Raw genomic sequence first — 23,240 nt, 5'->3', positions numbered from 1 at the left:
CTATGTGGTGGTTAGTCGAAGAATTTGAGTCGATAAGACGCTTTTTAGGAATGGGTGGTGATGTCTTATTCGCCATCTTTATTCTCAGTTTTTTGCTCTGGAGTGTGCTACTTGAACGCTGGTTTTATTTCTTAGCCGTTGCTCCGCGAATGGCAAAGAAAACACTCGCGGAATGGACTGCACGCTCCGAGCATCAAAGCTGGAACGCAAAAATGATCCGCCAAGAGCTTGTTTCACGTCAGGATATTGAGAACAAGAAAGGACTGCCGGTCGTCAAAGTGCTTATCGCACTATGTCCGCTGCTTGGTCTGCTGGGTACGGTTGTCGGCATGATCCACGTGTTCGACATCCTTGCTGTGGTAGGCACAGGAAGCCCGCGAGCCATGGCCTCAGGCATTTCAAAAGCAACCATACCAACCCTTGCGGGAATGGTCGCTTCTCTGTCTGGTTTGTTCTTTAGCACTCGATTGGATCATCTTGCAAAAGTGACCACACAAAAGCTGGAAGACCAGCTAAAACATGTCGCTTAGTAAACGGAATTATAAGGATATAGGTCATGAAAAGACGCTATAGCAGCGAAAGCAATGAAGAAGCAGCGATCGATATGACGCCAATGCTAGACATTGTTTTCATCATGTTGATTTTCTTCATTGTTACCACTTCCTTCGTCAAAGAAGCTGGTATCGAAGTCAGTAGGCCAAGCGCTAACACGGCGCAGGTGGTGAAAAACGGTAACATTATGGTTGCCATTGGTGCAGCTGGCGATGTTTGGGTCGATAAGCGCCGTATCGAAGTCGATGCAGTGCGCGCGAACATCGAACGACTCAAAGCGGAAAGTCCGGAAGGTGCAGTGGTGATCCAAGCAGACCAAGAAGCCAGTGCCGGTGTCGTGGTTAAAGTGATGGATCAAATAAAAATGGCTGGGGTAGAAAACATCTCCATCGCCGCTACAGATAAGGGGTAACCTATGCGTTATCTGGCCTCTGTAGCACTGGCGCTCGTTGTCGCCCTCGGACTTTTCTGGGGGATGGACAAGCTGGTAAACAAAGAGCGCCACGAGTTAGCGTCGAGTGACGATCTTCGTATGGTCGATTTTATTCGCGTTAAACCGCAAGAAAATGTACAGGAGAAAAAACGAGAACTACCAAAACCACCACCACCGAAACGCCCTCCACCGCCACCAGAAATGAAAGTGGCGTCGACGGTCAAGCCTGTGATGGAGCAGATCGCTATGGATATGCCTAACCTAAATCTGCCTGTGAATGTCACTGGTGGTTCTGTGTTGGGTCACTACACCCAAGGCGGTGGAGCTCAAGTTCTTGGCAATAACGGTCCAGTACCTCTGGCCACGTTCCAGCCGCAAATGCCGCGTAAAGCAGCGCGTTCTGGAATAGAAAGAGGAGTGGTGTTGGTTGAGTTCACTGTGAACGAACGTGGCACGGTTGAAGATGTCAAAGTCCTCAAAGAAAACCCACGTAAGCTAGGCCTCGGCCGCGCTGCCAAAAAGACTATCGCTAAATGGACATTCAAACCTAAGCAAATCGATGGACAGGCGGTCAGTACTCGTATGTCACAAGAAATTGAGTTTTCTACCAACTAAGGAGTCGAACATGAATACGTTCAAAAAATTGGCTTCTGTGTTACTTATAGCGGGCTGTTTAAGCAGCCCAGCTATCGCTCAGGATCCACCTCAGCTTTCCGACAAGACATTTCGTACCGTTAACAAGGTGCAAAAATGGATCGCAGAAGAAAAATACACTTACGCCATAGAAAAGCTAGAAAGTGCCATTGAGTCTACCAAGAAGAAAAAGTACGACCGAGCCGTCTTACTACAACAGATGGGTTTTCTGTACTCACTTCGTGAAGACTACAAACAAGCGGCGAACTACTTTGCTCAAGCACTCGAGGTTAATGCCCTACCCGTGCCTGTCGCGCAGCAAGTACGCTACAGTTTGGCTCAGCTCTATCTCGCCGAGGAGCAGTACCAAAAATCAGTCAATACCATGAAGGCTTGGTTTGACGTGGCGAAAACCACTGAAGACAAGCCAAACGCTCATGCTTATATCACACTGGCAAGTGCCTATGTGCAAATGGGGAATTACAAAAACGCCATTCCACCGACCAAAAAAGCTATCTCGATGACCAAAGAACCGAGTGAGTCTTGGTATCTGTTACTGCTTGCTTCTCATTATGAACTTAAGCAGTACAAGAGCACGGCAGGTGTACTCAAGACACTCACTTCCAAATATCCACAGAAGAAGCGTTATTGGATGCAGCTTTCTGGGATCTACATGGAGATGAACCAGGATCGAAACTCACTAGCAGCACTAGAAGCCGCTTACGAGCTCAACCTACTGGAAAGTGAAAAGGAGTACTTAAGGCTAGTCAACTTTATGGCTTATCAGGGCATCCCTTACCGAGCAGCGAAAACACTTAAGCTGGCGATGGAACAAGGAAATATAGAGAAAACGCAAAAGCATGTTGAAAAGCTCGCGTCTTTTTATCATCAAGCGCAAGAGGTAGACCAAGCGATTTTGGCCTATCAACAAGCGTACGAGATGAGCCCAACAGCCAAGAGTCAAATCCGTATTGCTCGTCTTATGCTTCAAGACAAACAGTATAAGGTCGCCTCTGAATACACTAAGACTTATGCGCCTAACGCAACTAAGGATCAAGTAGCAGAGCTGCAATACATAAAAGGAATGGCACACTTTGAGATGAAACAGCCAAAACTCGCGCTCAACTCAATGAAAAAGGCCGCAAGCTCAAAGGAGCTTCGTCCAACGGTCAGCCCTTGGATCAGTTTTTTGGAGCAATAAGACTGATTAGAATATCGAGAGGAGATGGTTGTGTTCTTCTCTTGGTTAAGTGTGAGTCAGTCGCACGTTTAGGGAAGCTTCGGCTTCCCTTTTTTCTCTTCTAATCTGACGTCAGTTTCAAATTGTTAATAAAATGTCGCAATTATTTTCTAGCGAAAATCGCAGTGTTGGGCATAACATTTACGTAACAAGTGATAATCAGATATGAAGGAGCAATATCTATGCTCTCCTCTTTGCATGTAAAATTAAACGCGATTAACAACAATAAGTACTTCCAAGCATTTACTGTAGTTGTGATCATACTTGCTGCGTTGACCATCGGCGCTAAAACGTTTGAGCTACCCGATGCTTTAAGCGGAGCAATTCAATGGCTCGATGTTTTCATATTGCTATTCTTCTTGATTGAAATAATCATCAAGTTCTTCTCATACCAAAACAAGCTCAATTTTTTTAAAAGTGGTTGGAACCTTTTTGACACCGTTATTGTTATCGGCAGTTTAATACCGACGGCGGGACAAGGCATTTTAATCGCTCGCCTCCTCCGTGTATTTCGAGTATTACGTTTAGTCTCTGCCGTACCGCAGCTTAAATTACTTATTAACGCATTATTTAAGGCGATCCCAAAAATGGGCTATATCGCCGTTCTAATGTTTATCATCTTCTACATTTATGCTGTCATCGGTAGCTTGGTATTTTCCGACATCAACGAAGAACTATGGGGGGATGTATCCATATCCATGCTCACCCTTTTCCGTATTGCAACTTTTGAAGACTGGACAGATGTCATGTACGAAACTATGGCGGTCTACCCCATCAGTTGGGTCTACTATCTAACATTTATTTTCCTGACCGCATTTGTTTTTTTAAACATGATGATAGGTGTTGTCATTGAGACTATGACAGCAGAACATGCACTAGCTGAAAAAGACAATGAATCCGAACTACCGCAGCTCACAGCCGATCACCAAACAAGACAGATATTTGCTACTCACCAACAAGTACAATCATTGCATCAAGAGTTAGAGGAGATAAAAGCGCTGTTGAAATCGAAGCCCCATCAATAAGGTCAATCTCTCTGTTTTCGCGAGTTAATATCCAGAAGTTATTTTACACGACAACCGTTCTTTTATCCTTGCATGCAACTTTTAAACCGTTAACGCACTTCTTCGAACGTATAAACGAGGAATATCACGAACAGTTCAACCTTAATAACGTGACGACAACTAATTTACTCTAAATTTTCTACCTGATTATTTAATCGAGCTGCTGTTTAGAACTGCACCGAATGTGATCTTTGGAACAATTTACAAACTCAAACCGTATGCAATTCCCCTCCTTATTGACAAACTGATCAATTGTACTAATCACTTATATTGCCACAACAAACTGGATAACGATATTAAGCAGAAAATATTCAAGGTCAGTTTAGGCTTATTCTTCACCGTCTCTATTTATGGCTGTAATAGCGACAACAACAATTCTACCGGTAATGTTAGTGCAGGAGACGCTTACAGCGTCACTGCCATCGATGAAACAGAAGGTGAAGTAACCGAACCTTTTGTGATGTCAGCACCTGCAGGAGAAAGCGCGGTAACGCCTCTGACCACCATTGTTCATAACTCGATGAAGAAAGATCCTTCACTTAGTAAAGAAGATGCGGTTCAAAAGCTTGCTAACGAGTTGGGAATAGAGTCTGACGATGTTTTAGGAGACTTTATTGCAGGCGAAGGTAAACCAAAAGCAGCGTATGCAGCAGAACAAATCGTCAGTATGGGAGCGCTACCTGAATCACCAGATGACCTTGCCGAAGCTGCAGACCAGACCTCGACTGAATCCTCAAAATTTGAGCTCGTCGTGACCGCTGTGAATCAAGATATAAAAGAGATCCTCGATACGGTCTCTGACTCACAAACGGTCGAAGAGATCAAGCAGGATTTGGCCGCGATTCCACCACAGGTCCCGCCAACCGATAGTGATGGCGATGGGATTCCCGATTCTATCGACGCTTTTGACCAAGATCCAACAGAGTGGGTGGATAGCGACCAAGACAATCTCGGTGACAACGAAGATGATCCCTACCCCAACGATAGTGACAACGACAGTTACGCAAATAACATCGACCGCTTTCCCAACGACGCTACGGAATGGTTCGATGATGACAACGACGGGCTTGGTGACAACGAAGATGATCAGTCACTCAATGATACCGACAATGATGCCATCGCAAATGACACCGACAACTGTACAACTGTCGCCAATCAAGACCAAGCGGACTTTGATCAAGATGGACTCGGTGATGCCTGTGACAACAACGTTGACCTCACGTGGAACGTAACCAATTGGAACGACGCAACCTGGCAGTAGCGACAAAACAAGATTAGAAACCTTAAGGATAAGTATCATGGAAACTTCAAACAAACTTATGTTGGCAACACTGTTCAGTCACACCATCGCAGTTGGCACTTTTGCCGCTGTACCCAACACATTCAGCGCAGGTTCACCAGCTCTAGCAAGTGAAGTGAACGAAAACTTCTCACAACTCGATTCTAGACTAACGGCGCTAGAGGGCTCTGAGTCAGATTCCTATATTACTGTTGAAGTGGATTGCTCCGAAAACGCTAAAGCGTTGGTCGAAGCGCTTGAAGGCTCACGTAATTCTAATGCACAGATGGAATATTTGATTTCCGGTTCTTGTGAAGGAGCTGAAATCGCTCGCGCAGACGTAAGAATCGACGGCTCGGGGAGCGCTAGTATTACTGAAGGCGAAGATATGGACGGGGAGTCCCTATTTATAGATGCGCAGTCCAACGTTCGTCTTTCTAACCTTACATTGGAGGGAACCCTGTTTGTACGCAACAATTCTAACTTGCGACTAGAGGATGTTACATTGCCTACGCCAGTAATTAGTGGCGACGAGTATGATCCCAATATCTATATACGCACCTCATATCTACGTATTAACTCGGGATCTATCGACAATCTATCTCTTCTACTTAATCGCAACGCATCGGCTGATATTAGAAGTGCGGTAATAGGAAATGCTTTCCAAGTTGTCGCCGATGGAAACTCCACTTTAGTTATCCAATCTGACACAGCCACTTACGATACCGTTGAAGCCATAGGCAGCTCATTCGTCCACAGCAAAGGTAGTGTTCTAGTAGCAGACGACCTATACGCCTCTAGGGGCTCATCGATAGAGGCAAACTCACTACAAGTTACCGATTTTGTCGATATCTGGGGCAACTCTCACCTTTATGTTCAAGGCGACGTGACTGTGGGTACTGAAGGAAATGGACGCTTCAACGTATTCCAGAACAGTGCAGCGCAAGTTTCGGGCAATCTTTCTGCTGGTGAAATGGAGTGTTCAAACTCTTCATCTTTCGATGTAGATGGCGACCTGGAAACGCGCGGTTCGCTCGACTGGGCTGGCGATGCAGGTTTAGCAGTTCAGCGTGGCTGTTTCGGTCGTTATGGTGAATCAGATTCGAACTCACTCATTGGCGGATATGTTATTGACCATCATTCAGAAGTCTACACACCATCTTGGGCTGCTCTAAGTGAGTCCAACGATGAAGAACCGCAGTAGAGAATAAGGTTGAAGGTTTTATGGAATGGTTTTTCAATTGACATTAAATACGCTTAAGCCTTTCCATAACAACGCTAGCTTTACTTTCTACTAAAGCTCAAAAGCCCCCATCATAGGGGGCTTCGAGTATGAAACAATTAAACGGCTAAGCTAGAACTGATAGTTAAATTCAAGGCGATGCTGGCCATCTCGAAAACTCACTTCATCACTAAAGTTTGCAAAATAGCGAAAATTCAAACGTGGGTTAACCTGATAACTTGCAATCAACTCGTGCATAGTAATATTGCTTTTCCCCGACCCATAAGCGTTATTTTTATAGAAATCTGAGCCACCAATGGTTGTAAAATCCGTTCGAAGAGAGTAGAGGTCAAAACGACAACAGCAACCATATGTGTCAACAGTAGCCCGAAGATCTTCGAAGAGTCAGAAAACTGCAGATGCGACAAAGCACGCATCAAAGCGTTTCTCTAAAAAGTAAGAATGAGTTTGCTACAGATAAGGATTGGAGCGTGCAGCGGGAATCGAACCCGCATCATCAGCTTGGAAGGCTGAGGTAATAGCCATTATACGATGCACGCATCATCGTGGGACGAGAGTTAATATGCCACATCTGATAGAAAAGAAAAGCCTCTTTTTGAACATTCTGGGTTAACTGCGCATCTTTGCTTCGATTTGCTTCTTAATTGCACTATCACACTGATACGAAAAGGAAAAGTGAGAGGTAAATCTCACTTTTCCTTTTCGAAGCGAAGAACCGTTCGCTCGTATAAATAGTACTTCTTCAAATCGAAATTAAATCTGATAGTCAATAGTTAGAGAAGCGTGTTAAATATAGCGACTACCAAGTCTACCTATCGTTTGTTATCAATCAGCTTTCTAAGACATTGAAACGTTTGCGGTTCGCCATCTGACTGCTGCAATGCGTTCTGTTACAGTGAATAAAATTGATAGCAAATTGAATATTAACTATCGAAAAACCCTTGAAGCTTTGGTACCTTTACGCCACCGAAGTGGCACCACGACATTGATTAGACGAACCTATGCCTTCCACTCAAACAATTAAAAAAATCGTAGATATCGGCGACACACTTCACCGCAGTGGATGTGCCCCTTATAAAGTGGAAAAGTACGCGCAATACTACGCGCAAAAACACGGCATCGATGTCATGGTGCAAGCCACCCCAACCGCCATCAACTATCAATTTCCAGATAAAGACAACACGGTTGTACTAAAGCGATTAAAACCCGCCTCCATCAACCTTAGCTTGCTCGCCAACACTATCATTCGAATCAATCAGCCAAGCAATGAGCCGGTTCCAGAGCCGGTCGGTTACCCAAAGTGGGTGGTCGCCCTGGCTAATATGGGGATCCCACCCGCTTATCTCATGCTGGTAGGCAGCACGTTGGAAGCCATTGCATTTTCTATGTTGTTAGGTTTGATGGTTTGGGTGTGTCAGCTTGTTTATCGTGGGCGCAACTCTATCGCGGTCGAGTTCATTTCAGCTCTACTCACCGGGGTACTTGTGGCATTTATCGCCAGTACCGGCGCTGCAATTCCCATATGGGCGTTATGTATTGCGAGTGTCGTTTTGTTTGTGCCCGGTTTATCTATCGCCAACTCACTTGAGTGTTTGGCATTTAATGACTTAGTCTCGGGTACCGCTCTTTTGGGGCAAAGCGCCCTCACCCTCATAAAATTGTTTATCGGTGTGATGATGGGGCTCAATATTGGTGAGGCCTTTTGGGGGCAAGCAGAGTCTCTGTCCTACACCAATGAAGTCCCGCTATGGCTGCATTGTTGTGGGCTATTGCTCATCTCAACCTCCATTGGCGTCATTTTTAACGCCCGCCCAACTGACATTCTACTGGGACTACCCGTAGCCGTGCTTGGCATGTGGGGGCCGTTCTATTTAGGGTTTGATAGCGGCTGGGTTGTGGGCACTTGGGTCACTACGGTGCTCATCACTTTATATGGCACCTGGGTTGCCAAAAGGCTTGATCTCACGGGTTCCATTTACATTGTTCAGGGCATCATTATCTTGGTACCAGGAAGCCGTGTTATGGTGAGCGCTAGCCAATCTGTGTTTGAGCAATCGATTTTACCGATCCCTAATATCGGTTTATCCGCATTATTTATGTTTTCAGCTATTGTGGCTGGTCAAATTACCGCATACTCAATATACTCGCCAAAAATAGAGAGATAGGCCTAATTAATTGGTAATTCTATAAAAACCTTTAGCACTTCAAAATAATCGTATTGTTTGCACAATCTTTACAAAACATTATTTCGAGTCGCTAAATAATGTTTTATATCAATATGTTACACATCCTACTCAGATGTTGATCCAGCGTCAAAAATTTAGCTATCTGTTTGAAATGTCATGAAAGTGCCATCTAAAAACGAGCTACACATCAAATATTCAACATTAATATATTCACCACTCTTTGACTTGCCTAAGAAGTCGCTTATATTCGTTACTGGCTAGAAAAAAAGTTCCATTGTATACAAAAAGCATTCGTTGAATTCTCGTGATTCCCCCGACGCGTTGTACGCAATAGCAATTTCATTTTCCACGCTATAGCTGCCGGATTGGCAATAGAAACAAGATAGTAAAAAATTTAGGATATAACTATGTCTAACACAGTAACTGGTACAGTTAAGTGGTTCAACGAAACTAAAGGCTTTGGCTTCATTCAACAAGAAAATGGTCCAGACGTTTTCGCTCACTTCAGCAACATTAAAGCAGACGGTTTCCGTACGCTTGCTGAAGGCCAAAAAGTTGAGTTCCGAGTAACTCAAGGCCAAAAAGGCCCTCAAGCTGAAGAAATCGTTCCAGTTTAAGACTGACTTCCAGTAACGTTTGATAAATAGCCAGCTCTGCTGGCTATTTTTGTATCAGTTAGTCCCAATCCCCTACTTTGTTAGTACCCTTTTGCGGTGAGACGCGTACTATAGAGTCAAACGATATTCACAAATTTTGAGCATTCTCATGGCCTTAAAACCAACCATTTATAAGTTTCGTGTTGCCTTGACCGACATGAATCGTGACTACTACGACTCTCTCAACCTTACCGTCGCCCTGCACCCTTCTGAAAATCAGCAACGTATGATGGCAAGACTGATGGCATTCTGCTTAAACGCATCTCCCGACCTTCAGTTCACCAAAGGATTATCGACCATTGAAGAGCCGGACATTTGGGAAAAATCACTCGATGATCAAACCTTGGTTTGGATTGATATTGGTGAGCCAGATGTTGATCGCGTTAAGAAAGCCACTCGACTCTCTAAGAAAACCAAGGTTTACAGCTTCAACACCAAAAGCGATGTATGGTGGCAACAAAACCAAGGTAAATTTGGCTATTTAGATGCTAGCGTCTATCGCTTCGATAATGAGTCTATCGAATCACTGACTGGGTTGGTTACTCGAACAATGGATCTTTCTGTCATGATTACCGGAACCTCCCTATTTGTTGATGCGGAGAGTGGCTCAGTAGAAGTCACTGTAGAGGAATTGCAAGACAAATGATTGAACTGAGGGAAGCACTGAACGACATTAAGGCCGACACGCTTAGCATTGCAGCGACGCACCAAGAAGCTCTGAATAACTTGTGCGAGCGAGAAAACCTTTTGTTCGCTAGAGCACAAGAGAATAAACCCGATCATGCCCCTTCTGGTTTACTACTTGGTCTATTCACCAAACTTAATGTAGAAGCGCTTTCCTCTCTCAATGCACATCTTAATCAAGTTCAGGCGATGCAATCTGCTATTGAGCAACAAGTGGGCAGTGAGCATGCCCGTGCATTTAAGCTCCCTGTTGTTGAAGAGCTGATGTTAGTAACCCATATCTGGGTCTATATCCAAGGGTACTTGGGAATGGACTTTAGCCTCGCCAATGATCACGCCCTGCAGACCAGCGAAACGCTCAGCCCTCTAACACAAAAAAGTATCGATGACTTACGTATAGCATTCAACCAAAGCTACTATCAGGGCTTTCGCGAATTTGAATCAAAAAACCCACCGTCATCCGGTTGGGAGAGGTGGTTTGAAAAATGGTTTAACTAGCCGGCTAATTGAACTAGCCGACAAGTTAGGCTAAGCGTTATAGGTTTGCATGTGGACCAAATACTTCATAGTGAATACGTGAGCGCTCCACATCCATCGCTTCTAGCTGTGCCACCACGGCCTGCATAAAGCCAACTGGTCCACAAAGATAGAACTCACCAAAATGAACTGGTAGAGAATCTTTGATAGCTGATAAATCCATCATCCCATTGTGACAATTCGTCGCTTCATGCTTGTCCTGTGGTTCACGATACCAAGTATGTTGTTGCCAGCCGTTTGCAGCCAAAATTGTCGCCGTTTCATCAACAAACGAATGCTGCAGCTCATTTTCACACGCGTGTAAGTAAGTCACTTGCTGGGAAGAATCTTGCTTACCGATTTGTTGTAGCATTGCTTGCATAGGCGTGCAGCCCACACCGGCAGAAATAAGTACCACAGGTGCATCAGACGGCTGGTAAAAGAAGTCGCCAGCAGGTGGCATAACGTCTAGTGTTGAACCAACATTTAACTCACGATGCAAATAGTTAGAGACCAAACCATCAGCATGCTCACTCGATTGCTCTTTTTTCACAGAGATACGGTAGCTTGTGCCCGTTGGTGCTTGAGAAAGTGAATATTGTCGAATTTCCACGTTATCACTGCCCGTTGGTGAGACTTGAATTCCCAGATACTGACCTGGTTGAAAATCGAGTACTTTGCCGCCGTCTTCAGGCTCAAGAACAAAACTCGTGACTAATTTAGACTCTGATGTTTTTTCGACGACGACGAATCGACGAGTACCGCGCCAACCACCCAGTGCTTTTTCACGCAATTGGTAAAGCTCTTCTTCGCGATCGATAAAGATCTGCGCTAAAAATAGATACGCTTCTGTCCAAGCCTCCTCTACAGCCGGAGTGAACGCCTCTGGCGCCAGTTCACGCAATGTCTCAATGAGGTGGTGCCCAACAATTTGGTAGTGATCAGCTTTGATGTGAAAGCTCGTATGCTTGTGCGCGATACGTTCAACTGCTGCTGACAAAGCAGCGAGGTTTTCAATGTTCTTAGCGTAAGCGGCTACCGCTTCAAACAAAGCAACGCTTTGACGACCCGACTTTTGATGAGTCATATTAAAAATGTCTTTGAGCTCTGGGTTATGAGCAAACATTCGCTGATAGAAATGCTGAGTCAGAGCAGGTCCAGCTGACTCAAGTAGAGGAATAGTGCTTTTGATGATTTCGATATGTTGATTACTTAGCATAGTGTTCCCTAGAAGGCTTTAAATTACGACTTTATTTATAGATATAATAATAGACTGGCTGTCTCACGTGTTTCCTGCTAACGCAGCACGCTTTTTATATTTAAAAGTGAACTATTCGCGTTCACATCTGATTTTACAGACAGTGTGTTGCAGAGTTCGTGCCAAGTATAAAAACATCGGTATTCATTGGTTTTAAAGAACATTTAGACTCTAAATTGAGTCAAAATGACTACTTCCATTTATGTCCAAATGACACTAGAATGACAACCATACTCATTTACAACGTCGTATCCCACATGCAAGATATCTCCACCTCAAGTCTTATCGACCTAACCGTTGGTCTCGCTAGCAGCAACAACGATCAAGAACGTTTCGATTCGCTGCTCAATACTATCAGGAAAACCATTCGCTGTGATTGTGTAGCGCTGCTTTCATTGCAGGGAGACACGCTAGTACCACTGGCGATGCAGGGGCTCGCTCGAGATACATTAGGACGACGCTTTGTCATTAATGAGCATCCGCGTTTCGCTGAAATCTGCGCCGCTAGTAGCCCAGTGATTTTTGATGCTGATAGTGAGCTGCCCGACCCCTTTGATGGTCTATTGATTGACCATCACGGCGACCTGCCAATGCACTCTTGTATGGGGCTTCCGCTGATTTTTGGCGAAAAAATGTTGGGAGCGCTAACGCTAGATAGCCTAGAACCGAATGTCTTTCATAGTATTCCAACGAGAAATCTCGAAGTTCTGTCTGCTATCGCCGCCTCTACGTTGAAAATGGCACTCACTTTCTCTCAGCTAGAATATCAAGCAAAGCAATCGAAGCAACTTCTCGAAGAGCTCAATGAGGAAGCTTGGGAGCGAGACGGAGGAGAGATGATCGGTAACAGTGAGCCAATGCGAGCGCTTAAATCTGATATTGAGATCGTCGCGCCCTCCGACTTCAACATTTTGATCCATGGTGAAACAGGCGTTGGCAAAGAGCTGGTTGCGCGCACGCTGCATTACCAATCAACCCGAAGACAACAACCTTTGGTCTACGTGAACTGCGCGGCCATCCCAGAAAACCTGATTGAGAGCGAACTGTTTGGCCACGTCAAAGGAGCGTTTACAGGCGCCGATAAAAACCGCCTAGGTAAGTTTGCACTCGCAGACGGTGGCACCCTGTTTCTCGATGAGATTGGGGAATTGCCACTGGCCGCACAAAGTAAGCTTTTACGCGCTCTACAAAACAATGAGATCCAACCTGTCGGTAAAGATCAGATTCAGAAAATTAACGTCCGCGTGTTGGCGGCAACCAATCGAGACCTCAAGTTAGAAGTGGAAAATGGCAAGTTTCGCGCAGACCTCTACCACCGTCTCAGCGTCTACCCGATTTCCGTTCCTCCACTAAAAGAACGTCTTGGTGATGTGGAACTGCTAACCGGCTTTTTCTTAGAACAAGTGCGCAGAAAACTCGGGATCAGCCAGATCAAACTCAACCCGAATGTCGTTACTCACCTTAACCGATACGCATGGCCAGGCAATGTTCGCGAACTTGAACATGTCATAAACCGTGCGGCCCTAAAAGCAAAAGCCCGCTCGATGGGAAAAGCGGTTGTGTCCGTCACCATCGATGACTGTGGACAATTTGATGACGCACTTCCACCACAAAATCAAACCAAAGCAACGACTATTGAGCTTCCAAAAGAGAGCGCTGGAATCCGCGAGGCCACGGAAGAATATCAACGAGCATTGATATCAAATGCGTTAGTCAGTGCAGACTACAACTGGGCTCAAGCGGCACGCGAGCTCAAAACGGATCGTGCCAATCTTATCCGATTGTCTAAGCGTTTGGGTCTTAGCGTCACCAAGCGTCATAGTTTATCTAGGGAGTAAACTGCTTTAGCGAATGGGTTTATCGAGAGACTAAACGTATCGGTAAAGTAAAAGAGGTGTTAAGATTTGGCGCTGTACGTGTTGGAAACAAAAACACGATAACAACTATAAGCTCAACAAATCCCAAAGAAAGGTAGTTATGAAGTTCATCCGCATTATTTTAGGCAAAATCATTCTATTGCTGAACTTTGTGTTTTCACCACGCGGCGTAAAACGCAGCAGTGAAGCACAGCAACAAGCTGATGCCAAAGCATCGGCGATGCAGCTTTATCAATTCGAAGCTTGTCCATTTTGTGTCAAAGTTCGCCGTGAAATGAAACGCCAATCTATCAATATCGAATTAAAAGACGCGAAAAACGATCCTGTTGCTAGAGAAGAGCTTTTAGATGGCGGCGGTCGAGTTAAAGTGCCATGTCTGAAAATCGTCGAAAATGGCGAAGAAACATGGATGTATGAGTCATCGGACATTGTGAGTTACCTGCAAAAAGAATTTGCCTAACCCACTTTGAATCTCGTCACCGAATAAACAAACACCCGGCCATGTTGCCGGGCGTTTTTCTAGGGAGTGTTGGCGGACTTACTCCACACAATCCCATCCTGTTGGGTCGATAGAGTTGATCCAGTCAGCAACCAAAGCCACTCCTTCTTTGTGTACGACATGACGACCAAGTTCAGGCATCATGTTGCCATTATCGATGTTGATTCGATAATGCAGAACCGAATTGTCGGCATCCCCTGGCATCACTACATAAGGACTAGGCCCTTTGTGGAACGTAATGCCACGCGCACACAATCCCATTTGACCGACACCTTCTCGCCAATATTCCAACTTAAATGGGTTACTGGCCGCCTTACCTTCTGTTCGATGGCAATGCGCACAGTTAATATCTAAGTAAGCTTTGGCGTAGTCTTCTAGCTCGGCTGGAGTTAAATTGGTTGCCCCGGCTTCGGTATCAAACTCTGGTACTGCCGGTAAGTTGCTCGGTGTATCCGGTAAGCTCACCAATCCCAAGTTTTCCCAGTGCAATAGTTGGTTAATCGGATTACCTAAAGATACAGAGCGAACACTGTTCATATTGCGTGCTTTTGGTCCAATTGGTGAGAAGCCTGCCGCTTGGGTACTACCTACAGGATCCGCCACATCTTCGGTAACTTTGTGACACAAAGTACACTCATTACGGCTTGGTACTTCGTACGTAAATGCCAAGTTTTCACCGTTATGTTCAATAGTGCGCTCAAATGGTACAGATACTGCGGTGAGTGTGGCGTCCGTTTTATCTTCATTCCACACATATGGCAGTGCCACCCAGCCTGAATCACGACGAATCAACAATCGAGTCTCGATCAACTCTTCATCTTCGCCAATCGAATTATCAGTACTCGTTGGTAATGTGAACGTTTTTATTAGTACCGTACCAACTGGGAAATCGAACACTTCTTGAGAACGGTAGGTCGCCGACACATCTTCTGGCATCAACACATAGCGATACTTGCGAGCGTAATCTGTAAACAGTTCAACGTTCATTTCATACAACGTACCTTTACCTGATGTCGCAAGGTTAAGGTTCTTAGTCGGATCGCTAGCATCAGCGAATAGATGATAGTCAGAGAGATTCGTACAGTTTTCGGCAAAGCTTGCAGAATCACGAGTCAGTGCAGCCCAATTAATATCACCTGCCGTATTAGCACGACACATCTCATTACCAACTATGCCATTGTTACCTGAGCCCGAATCTCCATCATCTGGCGTTGCATCCGTAATGCCCCAACCATATTCCACCCCATCAATGGTTACGGTGTTTACAGCCAAAGGCTGTTTAACATCACACCCACCGCGCAGCAGTGACGTATGAGGGTTCTGGTAGAGGAAATCTGCGTTTGCTGGGTTCTCTGAGTATCGGCCTATTGCTGTTGGGTCTAAGTGATCCACCAGCACACCAACACTGGTTCCAGTATTGTTGATGACACAGTTTGAATCTGCGTCCGTAAAATTGGTTAAGTAGTTCCAGCGGTCAGTACCAAATGTGCCATTAAGCGCATCGCGCAGCTCGGTAAACATTTGCGAGCGCACCAACGACTCACCGGCGCCATCATAGAAAACGGCAGGAAACGCTTGATGCTCAAGTGAATACGCCAGCACCATATCATCAATGAGGGCACCGTTGGGGTTCATGCCCACATTGGTAACCGAATTATCGTGGAAGTACATACCTGTCGGTACTGGGTTCCAACCTTGTAAAATCGCAGCTCCTTCAGAGCTACTTGGGCCAGTAAAGCTTGGCACGTACGCTTCTGGGTTGTCATTCACCAACAAGTAGCTGGTCATTGCCACAGCCATTGAGTCGTGGTTATCGATAGTGTTGTTAAAGAACTCGCCATTACGGCCAGATAAAATCACTATACCTGTACCGGGAGGTACGATACCCACCACGCCACAACCACCAACGCCTTTATCACAGGTTGTATCAACATAGTTAACTAAGTTATTGTCGCGAATAGTGTTATTGAACACCCTTACGTCATCAACTAGACGGCCAATAGTGGTTGCACCAGGCAAATCAAATAGTAAGACGCCGCCGGTATTACCCACTGCAAGGTTGCCGTATACATCAACGCCCGAGCTGTTTTCAATTTCAATACCTGCGATGTTTTTCTCAGCCACATTGTTACGCACCACGGCACCAATGGTTTGCCCCACATAGACACCTGCATCGGCACTGCCGTAGCTCCATGTATCTTCGATCAAAACATTTTGCGATTTCACAGGGTAGATACCGTACGTGCCACGCAGTGAACCATCTTCATCTCGTTCACGGGGTACTTCCAGCCATACCGTTGCGACATCACGAATAATCAGCCCTTCGACAGAGTCCGCTTTGATGCCGTTTTTCGACGCTTCAGACACCTGCAAGTCAGATATCACGATATTGCTACCGCCACTGACTGCAATGCCGTCCTTGCCATCTACATTAGAGAAATCCAAAAAGGTCTTCGTTATCCCCGCCCCTTTGAGCACTAGGTTGTCTTTCGAATCAACAGTAAGCTGATTGTTCATTTTGAAACAGCCTTCAGGCAACGTGATAGTGCTGTTGCTTTCTGCTAGTTCTACGAGGTTTTCAATGGCGGTCACTTCACTTGCGCTCGCCCACTCCATACCATCAGCACAATGCGTTGGTGACCCATAGTCAGACAAAGCATAAGCGCCGGTGGGCTGAGATTCTTCATATTCGTCACCGTTACACCCGGTAAGGATGACAGCAACCATTGCCGCTAGCGAGAGCGGTCTTAAAAGCGTAGACATCATGATTCATTCCTTATCAAAAATCGTCATCCATTAAAAACGGTGGTTGAATTGCAACGCGTACAAATAAGCGTCGCCTTCAGATTTGAAATCCACTGTCGTACCAGGCAAATTTTCTGGCTCTAACTCTTCAGTAAAGGTGGTTTCTTTCGCGTCGATGAAGCTGAAACCAAAGTCTAACCAAGTAGAATCACTAAACGCGTAGCTAGCACCTACGCTGTAGTTCATACGGTCAGAGTCCGGTAGGCTAATGCTTGGATGATTGACGTTAGGGGTTTGGTCAAAGGCAATTCCCGTGCGCAACGTGACGGCAGAAGAAACACCATAGGTAAGACCAAGTGCGTACTTGAACGAGTCCTCGAATTTTTCATCCTTTTGCAGCACAGTCACGCCATCTACCGTGCCACGAATTTCTTCGAAAGTGCTCCAGCCAGTCATTACGACGCTGTAGTGGAGTGCAAGTGGCTCCGTAACCTGGTGATAGCCCGAAAACTCAGCAATGCTTGGCAAATTAAGTTCAAGTTCACCGCCGACGGTTTGACCTGGCTGAGTCACTATGCCGTTGGGAACATCCGTGGTGTAATCACCCTTCAAGGTAATATCGACTTTCGAGCGATAGCTAAGCCCAAAGCGATGGTTTTCATTTAGCTCCCATAAAACGCCAAGATTAAAACCATACCCCCAACCATCTCCTTTTAATGAAGTTGCAATATCGGTGCGATTAAAGTTAGTACCATTCTGACTATTAATTGCATCAGCTAATATACCTAAGGTTCGCTCCAGTTCTGCATCAGCATAAACTGCGCTCGCACCAACCGACACACTAAAACTGTCATTGATTTTATAAGCAACGTTAGGGTTAATATTCATCGTTTTTAAGCTGGTTTTGCCAGCAATAGGCCCGGCCAAATAGTCTTTAGGATATTCAGTCATTAGACCAAAGTCGGTAAATAAACCCACTCCGACATGCCACTGTTCATTTATAGGCATGGAAAAGTAAGCTGATGGCACAATGACATCATCGACTACATCGTTGTTGGTCAGCTGTCGATTAAAACTCTCAGAAGGTCCATTACCCGTGACACGAACTTGCGGTGCAATATAGGCTGCTCCTAACGATAGTTGCGCTTTACTAAAACGAGTAATCGCCGCGCTGTTATGGGCAATCGTTGCTGCTGAATCAGCAATCGCCGCTTCACCCGCATTCGCTCGACCAAGGCCTGCAGCCGAATGCTCTGCAAGCTGAAAGCCCGCAGCCCACAAGGGTGTGGAGGATATTGCCAGCAAACCGGCTAGGGAGAGCGTCGCATACCTTTTATCCATTATTATCTACTCCATGATTTTATAAGGATGCAAAAATTCCGTGCGTTTTGGGGCAAACACACTATGATAGGAAGTCATTCCATTGTTATGCTGAGATATTGATGCACACTGTTTTCAAGATAAAACGGGTGCAATTAGACATGATTCTTTAGGGGAGTCACCTCTCTTTAAAATAGCTATTGAGCAAACTATCTAAAAAGTTAGAGCGAAAATTCCAATCCAGTTAGTCTTATGTTACAAAAATGTTAAGCCGGTCTCGTTATTTAATTATTTAACGGATTAAAAAATAACAGAATCGCACTTTACCGTATGGCTAACCTGCAATTTATCAAGCATCGTTTTATAACTGAATGCGCATATTTGGCTTTCTGAGTCATTTAACGTACGATATTTTTATTACTAAAGTAGAAGGCTCTAATTCAATACATAGCTCACCTACCCTTGATTATTATTAAACGCCATACAGTGTCAAAATAATGACTCGCCGTGACAAAATTACGACACTAGCAACTATCAAGCATGCTAGAGCAATACTAAAAGCTCTGCTTTCATGCACTGCGCATACATTGACGGTTCTCTCGACCAACACCTAGTGCTAGAATGTCCGCCCAACGGCTAAAAGTAAAAACAAAGGTAAGATAATGAATCCAATTATTGCCCTATTGAAAGAGAACAATATTAGTGACGCGCAAATCAATGAGATTTTCGAGACACTAACGCAAAACCCATTAGCGGCCATGGCAACCATTAGCCAACTGGGCCTGCCTCAAGACAAACTTCAACTATTGATGAATCAAGTGATGCAAAACCCAGCACTCATCAAAGAAGCGGCAGAAGAGCTTGGCCTCGATTTTGCTAAAGTTGAAGCGGCAAAAGAACAGCTAAACAAGTAATGCCTGAGACGTAAAAAGGCCGAGGTGACATTCGTTATCCTCGGCTTTTTTGTAGCCATAGTTTCAATTTGATGCTGACCCAAACAGCTCAACACATCATACAGGTAACAAGAACCGCCTTATTAGGCCTTCTGTTGGTAACTAAGGCGACTTCTCCATCCCAAGTTGCTAGAATCCGCACAGCTTTCAACCGTTACTCGTAAATAATTAAGTTTCCTATGTATAAATTAACCGTAAATCTCGCCGACTTCCTTGCCCAATACTGGCAAAAGCAGCCAACTATTATTAAAGGTGGATTCGCCTCTTTCACGGATCCTATCTCGCCAGAAGAGCTTGCAGGGCTATCGATGGAAGAAGAGATCGACTCTCGCTTTGTCTCCAATCTTGATCAAAATTGGCAGGCTGAACACGGCCCGTTTACTGAACAAAAATTCGCAGAGCTTGCAGATAGCCACTGGTCTTTAATTGTGCAAGCCACTAATCATTGGCATGCGGGTGCTGCTGAACTCATCGAGCCGTTTAAAGCGCTCCCTCAGTGGCTATTTGATGATTTAATGGTGAGCTACTCCGTCCAAGGTGGCGGGGTGGGTCCACACATCGACCAATACGATGTCTTTATTGTTCAGGGAATGGGAAAACGTCATTGGCGAGTTGGCGCGAAAGATATTGGGCAATACAAAGAAACTAAGCGCCATGAAGCACTGCGCCAAATTGAGTCTTTTGATGCCATCATCGACGATGTGCTTGAACCTGGCGATATACTCTATATCCCACCTGGTTTTCCACATGATGGATACGCCCTTGAGCCATCGCTCAGCTACTCCGTTGGCTTTCGTTCTCCAAAAGAACAAGAACTTATCAGCAACTTCGCCGACTATGTGTTAGCTCACGACTATGGTGATAAGCACATGGATAAGCCGACTCTCAGTGCTACCAAGCACTTCGGTCAAATCAGCACCAATGATAAAGAAACGCTGACAAACATGTTGATGTCGGCACTGCAAGACGAGTCGACCATCAAAGACTTTCTAGGTTGTATGCTTAGTCAGTCGCGTCATCAGCTCAATATCATTGAACCGGAACAAAAGTGGACATCCGAAGATATCGCCCAGCACCTTTCAAACGGTGGTTCTATCTATAAAGTGGCGGGATTACGTGCTCTGTTACATGAAGAAGAGCCGACCATGGTGTACATCAATGGTGAAGTGTTCAAGTTGCCAGAAGCGCAAACTTGGTTAGCAAGAGCCCTCACAGATAGTGACGTTATTGTAGATATAGAGCCTAACTCTCACGTGGTACCGCTTCTGACTGAGCTCATTAATAAAGGCTACTGGTTCATCGACTAACAACAAAAATGGCGTCCGATTTGGACGCCATTTTTTCTTCTACTCGGGGCGGTTAGTCTTTAATACGAACAAGAGTAAACAGCGCAAAAGCAAGTGCTACTGCGGCACTTAGCGCAATAAAGGTGAACAAGCTCGCCATACCCGCAACCTCACCCACAACACCGCCAAGCGCTGTGCCCGCTGCGTAACCGCCCGCAATCGCGAACAGCAGAAAGCCTTGGGTCGCTGCAGGAGACAAAGTCGTGACCTTGGCAACAATTGCCGGCTTAACCATGTCGACCATCGACAAGCACTGCATAAACACTAGGTGCATCACAAGTGGTAGATAAAAGTATTCTGTAGAGCCAGTGACTAAGTTTGAAAGTACCGTGCCAACCACAATGTAGCCAACTAACCCCACAACCCACACTTTACCTGCCCCGAATTTTCCAAGTGCACGACCAGCAATATCCAATGTTAATAGACTAATTACCGAAGAGATGGATAGCAGCAATGCCGTTGCTGACTTGTCAATGTTAAACAAGCTTTCAAATAGGTTAGGACCTTGCGCGACTTGGTTAGAGCTTGCCAGCATTGCAATGAACACCGCCAACAGGAAAGTAACAAACGTTAGGTTCCAGCGCCCTTTTTCTTCGCTTTCACCTTGTTGTGGTGTATCCGACACAATGCGCTGCGCAGCCGCTTTGCCATCAATAGATACAATTATCATCGCAATAATCGAAAGCGCGCTAACAATACCGAAGCTGAGCGTTGCACTGATGCCTTCAGCTATAGCCAAAATTGCGCCCATGACAATCGCGCCAACAAAGATACTTTGGTTCATGCGAGTTAAGCGCAATGCCTCTTGCGCTTTATCAAAACCTGCAGCCACGATAAAGGTCGGGTTGACGGTCATTAGTGTGATAGAGCCAAGACCCACCAAGAATGTCGCCAGGTACATCGCCCACGTCGTAGGAACAAAAGCGAACAACGCCATGGCAAAGGCATAGAATACGAGTGATGCTTTTTGTGCCATGCTATGCAGCTTCAAGCGATCGACGGTTGAACCTATTAGTGGCGCAATAAAACCACTTAATCCAACAAACGAAACCGCTGCTCCCGTGTGTACCATAGAGCCCGTCACGTCCAGAATATGACTAGGGATCAAAAGCGGTAACGCGATAAGCTGGATAGCACCAAACATAAACGCTGCGGCATACCAAAATGAAAGTCCGTGTTTTTGCATAAGTTAATGACCTGATTATCTGATTTCTATTGTCAGCCTATTCTTATTTGCTGCCAATGAGCAGTATCAAACCAGAATAATAGGTAACATACGTCGCTGGTTTCATGAACGTTTATAACTCGAATTAGCCAAATTAATCCAACCCATTAACAGAGCTATATCTATTTCGCGCACAATTTCACAGTTACATATTTTGTAATATTTAGTTTCTGTAAAACAATCCTTCAGTTGATGCTGATCAGTATTTAAAAGTGTCGATATCCTCAGACTATGCATTCTGTTCCACTTTCAATAGGTTGTTCCATGTCTGACTTAACTAAAGAACGTAAAGTAACGATCGGAAGCTATATAGCCTTAGCTTTTGCGATTGTTTTCTTCTCTGGCTTACTCCAATCCAACGAATGGTATGGGGTATTTGATTTCACCACGCTCAACGGTGCATTTGGCCAAGTTGCCCACAACGTCACTGAAACTGAAAATGGCGTTCAAGCTGCAACCACCTCTTTTCGCGGTGTCGGTGGCAGTGGCGCACGTGACGGCTTCATTTTCGCATTGACTCTGATTCCAACCGTGATGTTCGCTCTGGGTATGATTAATGTGCTTGAGCACTATGGCGCGCTGGATGCGGCTCGCAAATTGCTTTCTCCCCTTCTACGTCCGCTAATGGGCATTCCTGGCAACTCTGGCCTAGCATTGATTGCCTCATTGCAAAGTACAGATGCAGGTGCGGCGATGACGCGTCAGCTAAAAGACGAAGGTCACCTAACCAAGCGCGAAACCGACGTTTTCACCATGTTCCAGTTCACCGCAGGTGCGGCGATTGTAAACTTCTTCTCATCTGGTGCCGTACTTTTCACATTGACTCTTATGGACGGCTCACTTGCCGTAACATCTTCAATTGGTTTGGCCGTCGCCGTCATGTTCTTGTTTAAGTTCGTTGGCGCTAACCTGTTCCGTGTGTATTTGAACATTACTGAAGGCAAAGAAGATAAGACACCAAAACAAGACCAAACGAATACGCAGCAGGAGACCGCATAATGAGCGACGTAAAAGCTAAAAAACCAATGGTCACTGACATTTTTGTTGAAGGTGCAAAGAAAGGTTGGGTAATCGCCACCACGTCAACCGTACCGAATGTCCTAATGGCATTTGTGATCATCAAAGCACTGCAAATTACCGGTGCTCTAGATGCTATGGGCGCTATTTTTGCTCCAGTCATGGCTATTTTTGGCTTGCCTGGCGAAGCGGCGGCTGTACTTATTGGTGCTTGGATGTCGATGGGCGGCGCGGTTGGTGTGGTCATCACACTGTTTGACCAAGGCATCTTAAATGGTACTCACATAGCCATCTTAGCGCCTGCTATCTATCTGATGGGATCTCAAATTCAATACATGGGTCGTATTATGGGACCGATTGGTACTGAAGGCCGTTACATTCCAGTAATGATCGCAATCTCTGTCCTCAACGCCTTTGGCGCTATGTTCCTAATGAACATTTTGGTCTAGCAATAGCACTAATTTGACCATAAAAAAATGCCCATCATTCTATGTTGATGGGCATTTTCTATTTG

Annotated in this window: 22 protein-coding genes and 1 tRNA gene; 17 read left to right on the top strand and 6 right to left on the bottom strand. The window is 45.3% G+C overall.

Annotated elements, in window-relative coordinates:
• The first annotated feature begins 2 nt into the window (after nt 1–2).
• The 7 genes from PG915_RS21935 (at nt 3) to PG915_RS21905 (ending at nt 6,405) form a co-directional block, all read left to right on the top strand.
• Complete coding sequence (locus tag PG915_RS21935) at nt 3–530, top strand: MotA/TolQ/ExbB proton channel family protein (protein ID WP_042497471.1); 528 nt, start codon at nt 3–5, stop codon at nt 528–530.
• Nucleotides 531–556: 26 nt separating this feature from the next.
• Nucleotides 557–964 (top strand): ExbD/TolR family protein, encoded by a 408-nt coding sequence (locus PG915_RS21930; protein WP_042497468.1) that lies wholly within the window; start codon nt 557–559, stop codon nt 962–964.
• 3 nt (nt 965–967) lie between these two features.
• Nucleotides 968–1,600, top strand: coding sequence for an energy transducer TonB (locus PG915_RS21925; protein ID WP_353499105.1), 633 nt, complete (start codon nt 968–970; stop codon nt 1,598–1,600).
• Nucleotides 1,601–1,610: 10 nt separating this feature from the next.
• Nucleotides 1,611–2,819: a tetratricopeptide repeat protein gene (locus PG915_RS21920; protein WP_353499104.1), complete on the top strand. Its 1,209-nt coding sequence runs from the start codon at nt 1,611–1,613 to the stop codon at nt 2,817–2,819.
• Between the two features lie 221 nt (nt 2,820–3,040).
• On the top strand, nt 3,041–3,883 hold the full coding sequence (locus tag PG915_RS21915; RefSeq protein WP_353499103.1) for an ion transporter: 843 nt from the start codon (nt 3,041–3,043) through the stop codon (nt 3,881–3,883).
• Between the two features lie 223 nt (nt 3,884–4,106).
• Entirely contained in the window at nt 4,107–5,183 is a 1,077-nt protein-coding gene (locus tag PG915_RS21910; protein WP_353499102.1) for a hypothetical protein, read from the top strand.
• A gap of 37 nt (nt 5,184–5,220) precedes the next feature.
• Entirely contained in the window at nt 5,221–6,405 is a 1,185-nt protein-coding gene (locus tag PG915_RS21905; protein WP_353499101.1) for a hypothetical protein, read from the top strand.
• Between the two features lie 150 nt (nt 6,406–6,555).
• On the opposite strand, the gene PG915_RS21900 is transcribed toward PG915_RS21905, so the two are convergent.
• Nucleotides 6,556–6,681: a hypothetical protein gene (locus tag PG915_RS21900; protein WP_353499100.1), complete on the bottom strand. Its 126-nt coding sequence runs from the start codon at nt 6,679–6,681 to the stop codon at nt 6,556–6,558.
• Nucleotides 6,682–6,908: 227 nt separating this feature from the next.
• Nucleotides 6,909–6,983: transfer RNA gene (locus PG915_RS21895), tRNA-Gly, on the bottom strand.
• Between the two features lie 462 nt (nt 6,984–7,445).
• Between PG915_RS21895 and PG915_RS21890 the strand changes: the two genes are divergently transcribed.
• The 4 genes from PG915_RS21890 (at nt 7,446) to PG915_RS21875 (ending at nt 10,468) form a co-directional block, all read left to right on the top strand.
• Nucleotides 7,446–8,609, top strand: coding sequence for a threonine/serine ThrE exporter family protein (locus PG915_RS21890; RefSeq protein ID WP_353499099.1), 1,164 nt, complete (start codon nt 7,446–7,448; stop codon nt 8,607–8,609).
• 428 nt (nt 8,610–9,037) lie between these two features.
• Entirely contained in the window at nt 9,038–9,247 is a 210-nt protein-coding gene (locus PG915_RS21885; protein WP_042497416.1) for a cold-shock protein, read from the top strand.
• Nucleotides 9,248–9,395: 148 nt separating this feature from the next.
• On the top strand, nt 9,396–9,932 hold the full coding sequence (locus PG915_RS21880) for a YaeQ family protein (protein WP_353499098.1): 537 nt from the start codon (nt 9,396–9,398) through the stop codon (nt 9,930–9,932).
• The gene (locus PG915_RS21875) at nt 9,929–10,468 is read left to right on the top strand and encodes a hypothetical protein (protein ID WP_353499097.1); all 540 of its coding nucleotides are present in this window, start codon (nt 9,929–9,931) and stop codon (nt 10,466–10,468) included. The genes PG915_RS21880 and PG915_RS21875 overlap by 4 nt, the downstream gene beginning before the upstream one ends.
• A gap of 37 nt (nt 10,469–10,505) precedes the next feature.
• Here PG915_RS21875 and hmpA read toward each other — a convergent pair whose 3' ends face one another.
• Nucleotides 10,506–11,705 carry an NO-inducible flavohemoprotein gene (gene hmpA, locus PG915_RS21870; RefSeq protein ID WP_353499096.1) on the bottom strand — a complete coding sequence of 400 codons (1,200 nt, stop codon included), beginning with the start codon at nt 11,703–11,705 and terminating at the stop codon, nt 10,506–10,508.
• A 296-nt stretch (nt 11,706–12,001) separates the two neighbouring features.
• Here hmpA and norR point away from each other — a divergent pair, with 296 nt between their 5' ends.
• Together norR and PG915_RS21860 are read left to right on the top strand one after the other, a co-directional pair.
• Nucleotides 12,002–13,582 (top strand): nitric oxide reductase transcriptional regulator NorR, encoded by a 1,581-nt coding sequence (gene norR, locus PG915_RS21865; RefSeq protein WP_353500188.1) that lies wholly within the window; start codon nt 12,002–12,004, stop codon nt 13,580–13,582.
• A gap of 139 nt (nt 13,583–13,721) precedes the next feature.
• Entirely contained in the window at nt 13,722–14,081 is a 360-nt protein-coding gene (locus PG915_RS21860) for a glutaredoxin family protein (RefSeq protein ID WP_353499095.1), read from the top strand.
• A gap of 78 nt (nt 14,082–14,159) precedes the next feature.
• Here PG915_RS21860 and PG915_RS21855 read toward each other — a convergent pair whose 3' ends face one another.
• Both PG915_RS21855 and PG915_RS21850 read right to left on the bottom strand, forming a co-directional pair.
• Nucleotides 14,160–16,886: a parallel beta-helix domain-containing protein gene (locus tag PG915_RS21855; protein ID WP_353499094.1), complete on the bottom strand. Its 2,727-nt coding sequence runs from the start codon at nt 16,884–16,886 to the stop codon at nt 14,160–14,162.
• Nucleotides 16,887–16,916: 30 nt separating this feature from the next.
• On the bottom strand, nt 16,917–18,206 hold the full coding sequence (locus PG915_RS21850) for an outer membrane protein transport protein (RefSeq protein ID WP_353499093.1): 1,290 nt from the start codon (nt 18,204–18,206) through the stop codon (nt 16,917–16,919).
• A 641-nt stretch (nt 18,207–18,847) separates the two neighbouring features.
• On the opposite strand from PG915_RS21850, the gene PG915_RS21845 reads away from it, so the two are divergent.
• Both PG915_RS21845 and PG915_RS21840 read left to right on the top strand, forming a co-directional pair.
• Entirely contained in the window at nt 18,848–19,099 is a 252-nt protein-coding gene (locus PG915_RS21845; protein ID WP_353499092.1) for a DUF2999 family protein, read from the top strand.
• A gap of 218 nt (nt 19,100–19,317) precedes the next feature.
• Nucleotides 19,318–20,445: a cupin domain-containing protein gene (locus PG915_RS21840; RefSeq protein WP_353499091.1), complete on the top strand. Its 1,128-nt coding sequence runs from the start codon at nt 19,318–19,320 to the stop codon at nt 20,443–20,445.
• A 52-nt stretch (nt 20,446–20,497) separates the two neighbouring features.
• On the opposite strand, the gene PG915_RS21835 is transcribed toward PG915_RS21840, so the two are convergent.
• On the bottom strand, nt 20,498–21,670 hold the full coding sequence (locus PG915_RS21835) for a hypothetical protein (RefSeq protein WP_353499090.1): 1,173 nt from the start codon (nt 21,668–21,670) through the stop codon (nt 20,498–20,500).
• A gap of 303 nt (nt 21,671–21,973) precedes the next feature.
• Between PG915_RS21835 and PG915_RS21830 the strand changes: the two genes are divergently transcribed.
• Together PG915_RS21830 and PG915_RS21825 are read left to right on the top strand one after the other, a co-directional pair.
• Nucleotides 21,974–22,708 (top strand): nucleoside recognition domain-containing protein, encoded by a 735-nt coding sequence (locus PG915_RS21830; protein WP_042497400.1) that lies wholly within the window; start codon nt 21,974–21,976, stop codon nt 22,706–22,708.
• Nucleotides 22,708–23,175 (top strand): nucleoside recognition domain-containing protein, encoded by a 468-nt coding sequence (locus PG915_RS21825; RefSeq protein ID WP_112462870.1) that lies wholly within the window; start codon nt 22,708–22,710, stop codon nt 23,173–23,175. The genes PG915_RS21830 and PG915_RS21825 overlap by 1 nt, the downstream gene beginning before the upstream one ends.
• Nucleotides 23,176–23,240 lie beyond the last annotated feature (65 nt).

The organism is Vibrio sp. CB1-14 (assembly GCF_040412085.2).
Taxonomy (GTDB): Bacteria; Pseudomonadota; Gammaproteobacteria; order Enterobacterales; family Vibrionaceae; genus Vibrio; species Vibrio chaetopteri.
The sequence above is the reverse complement of the archived record's forward strand: the minus strand, read 5'-3'. Positions and strand labels throughout refer to the sequence as shown.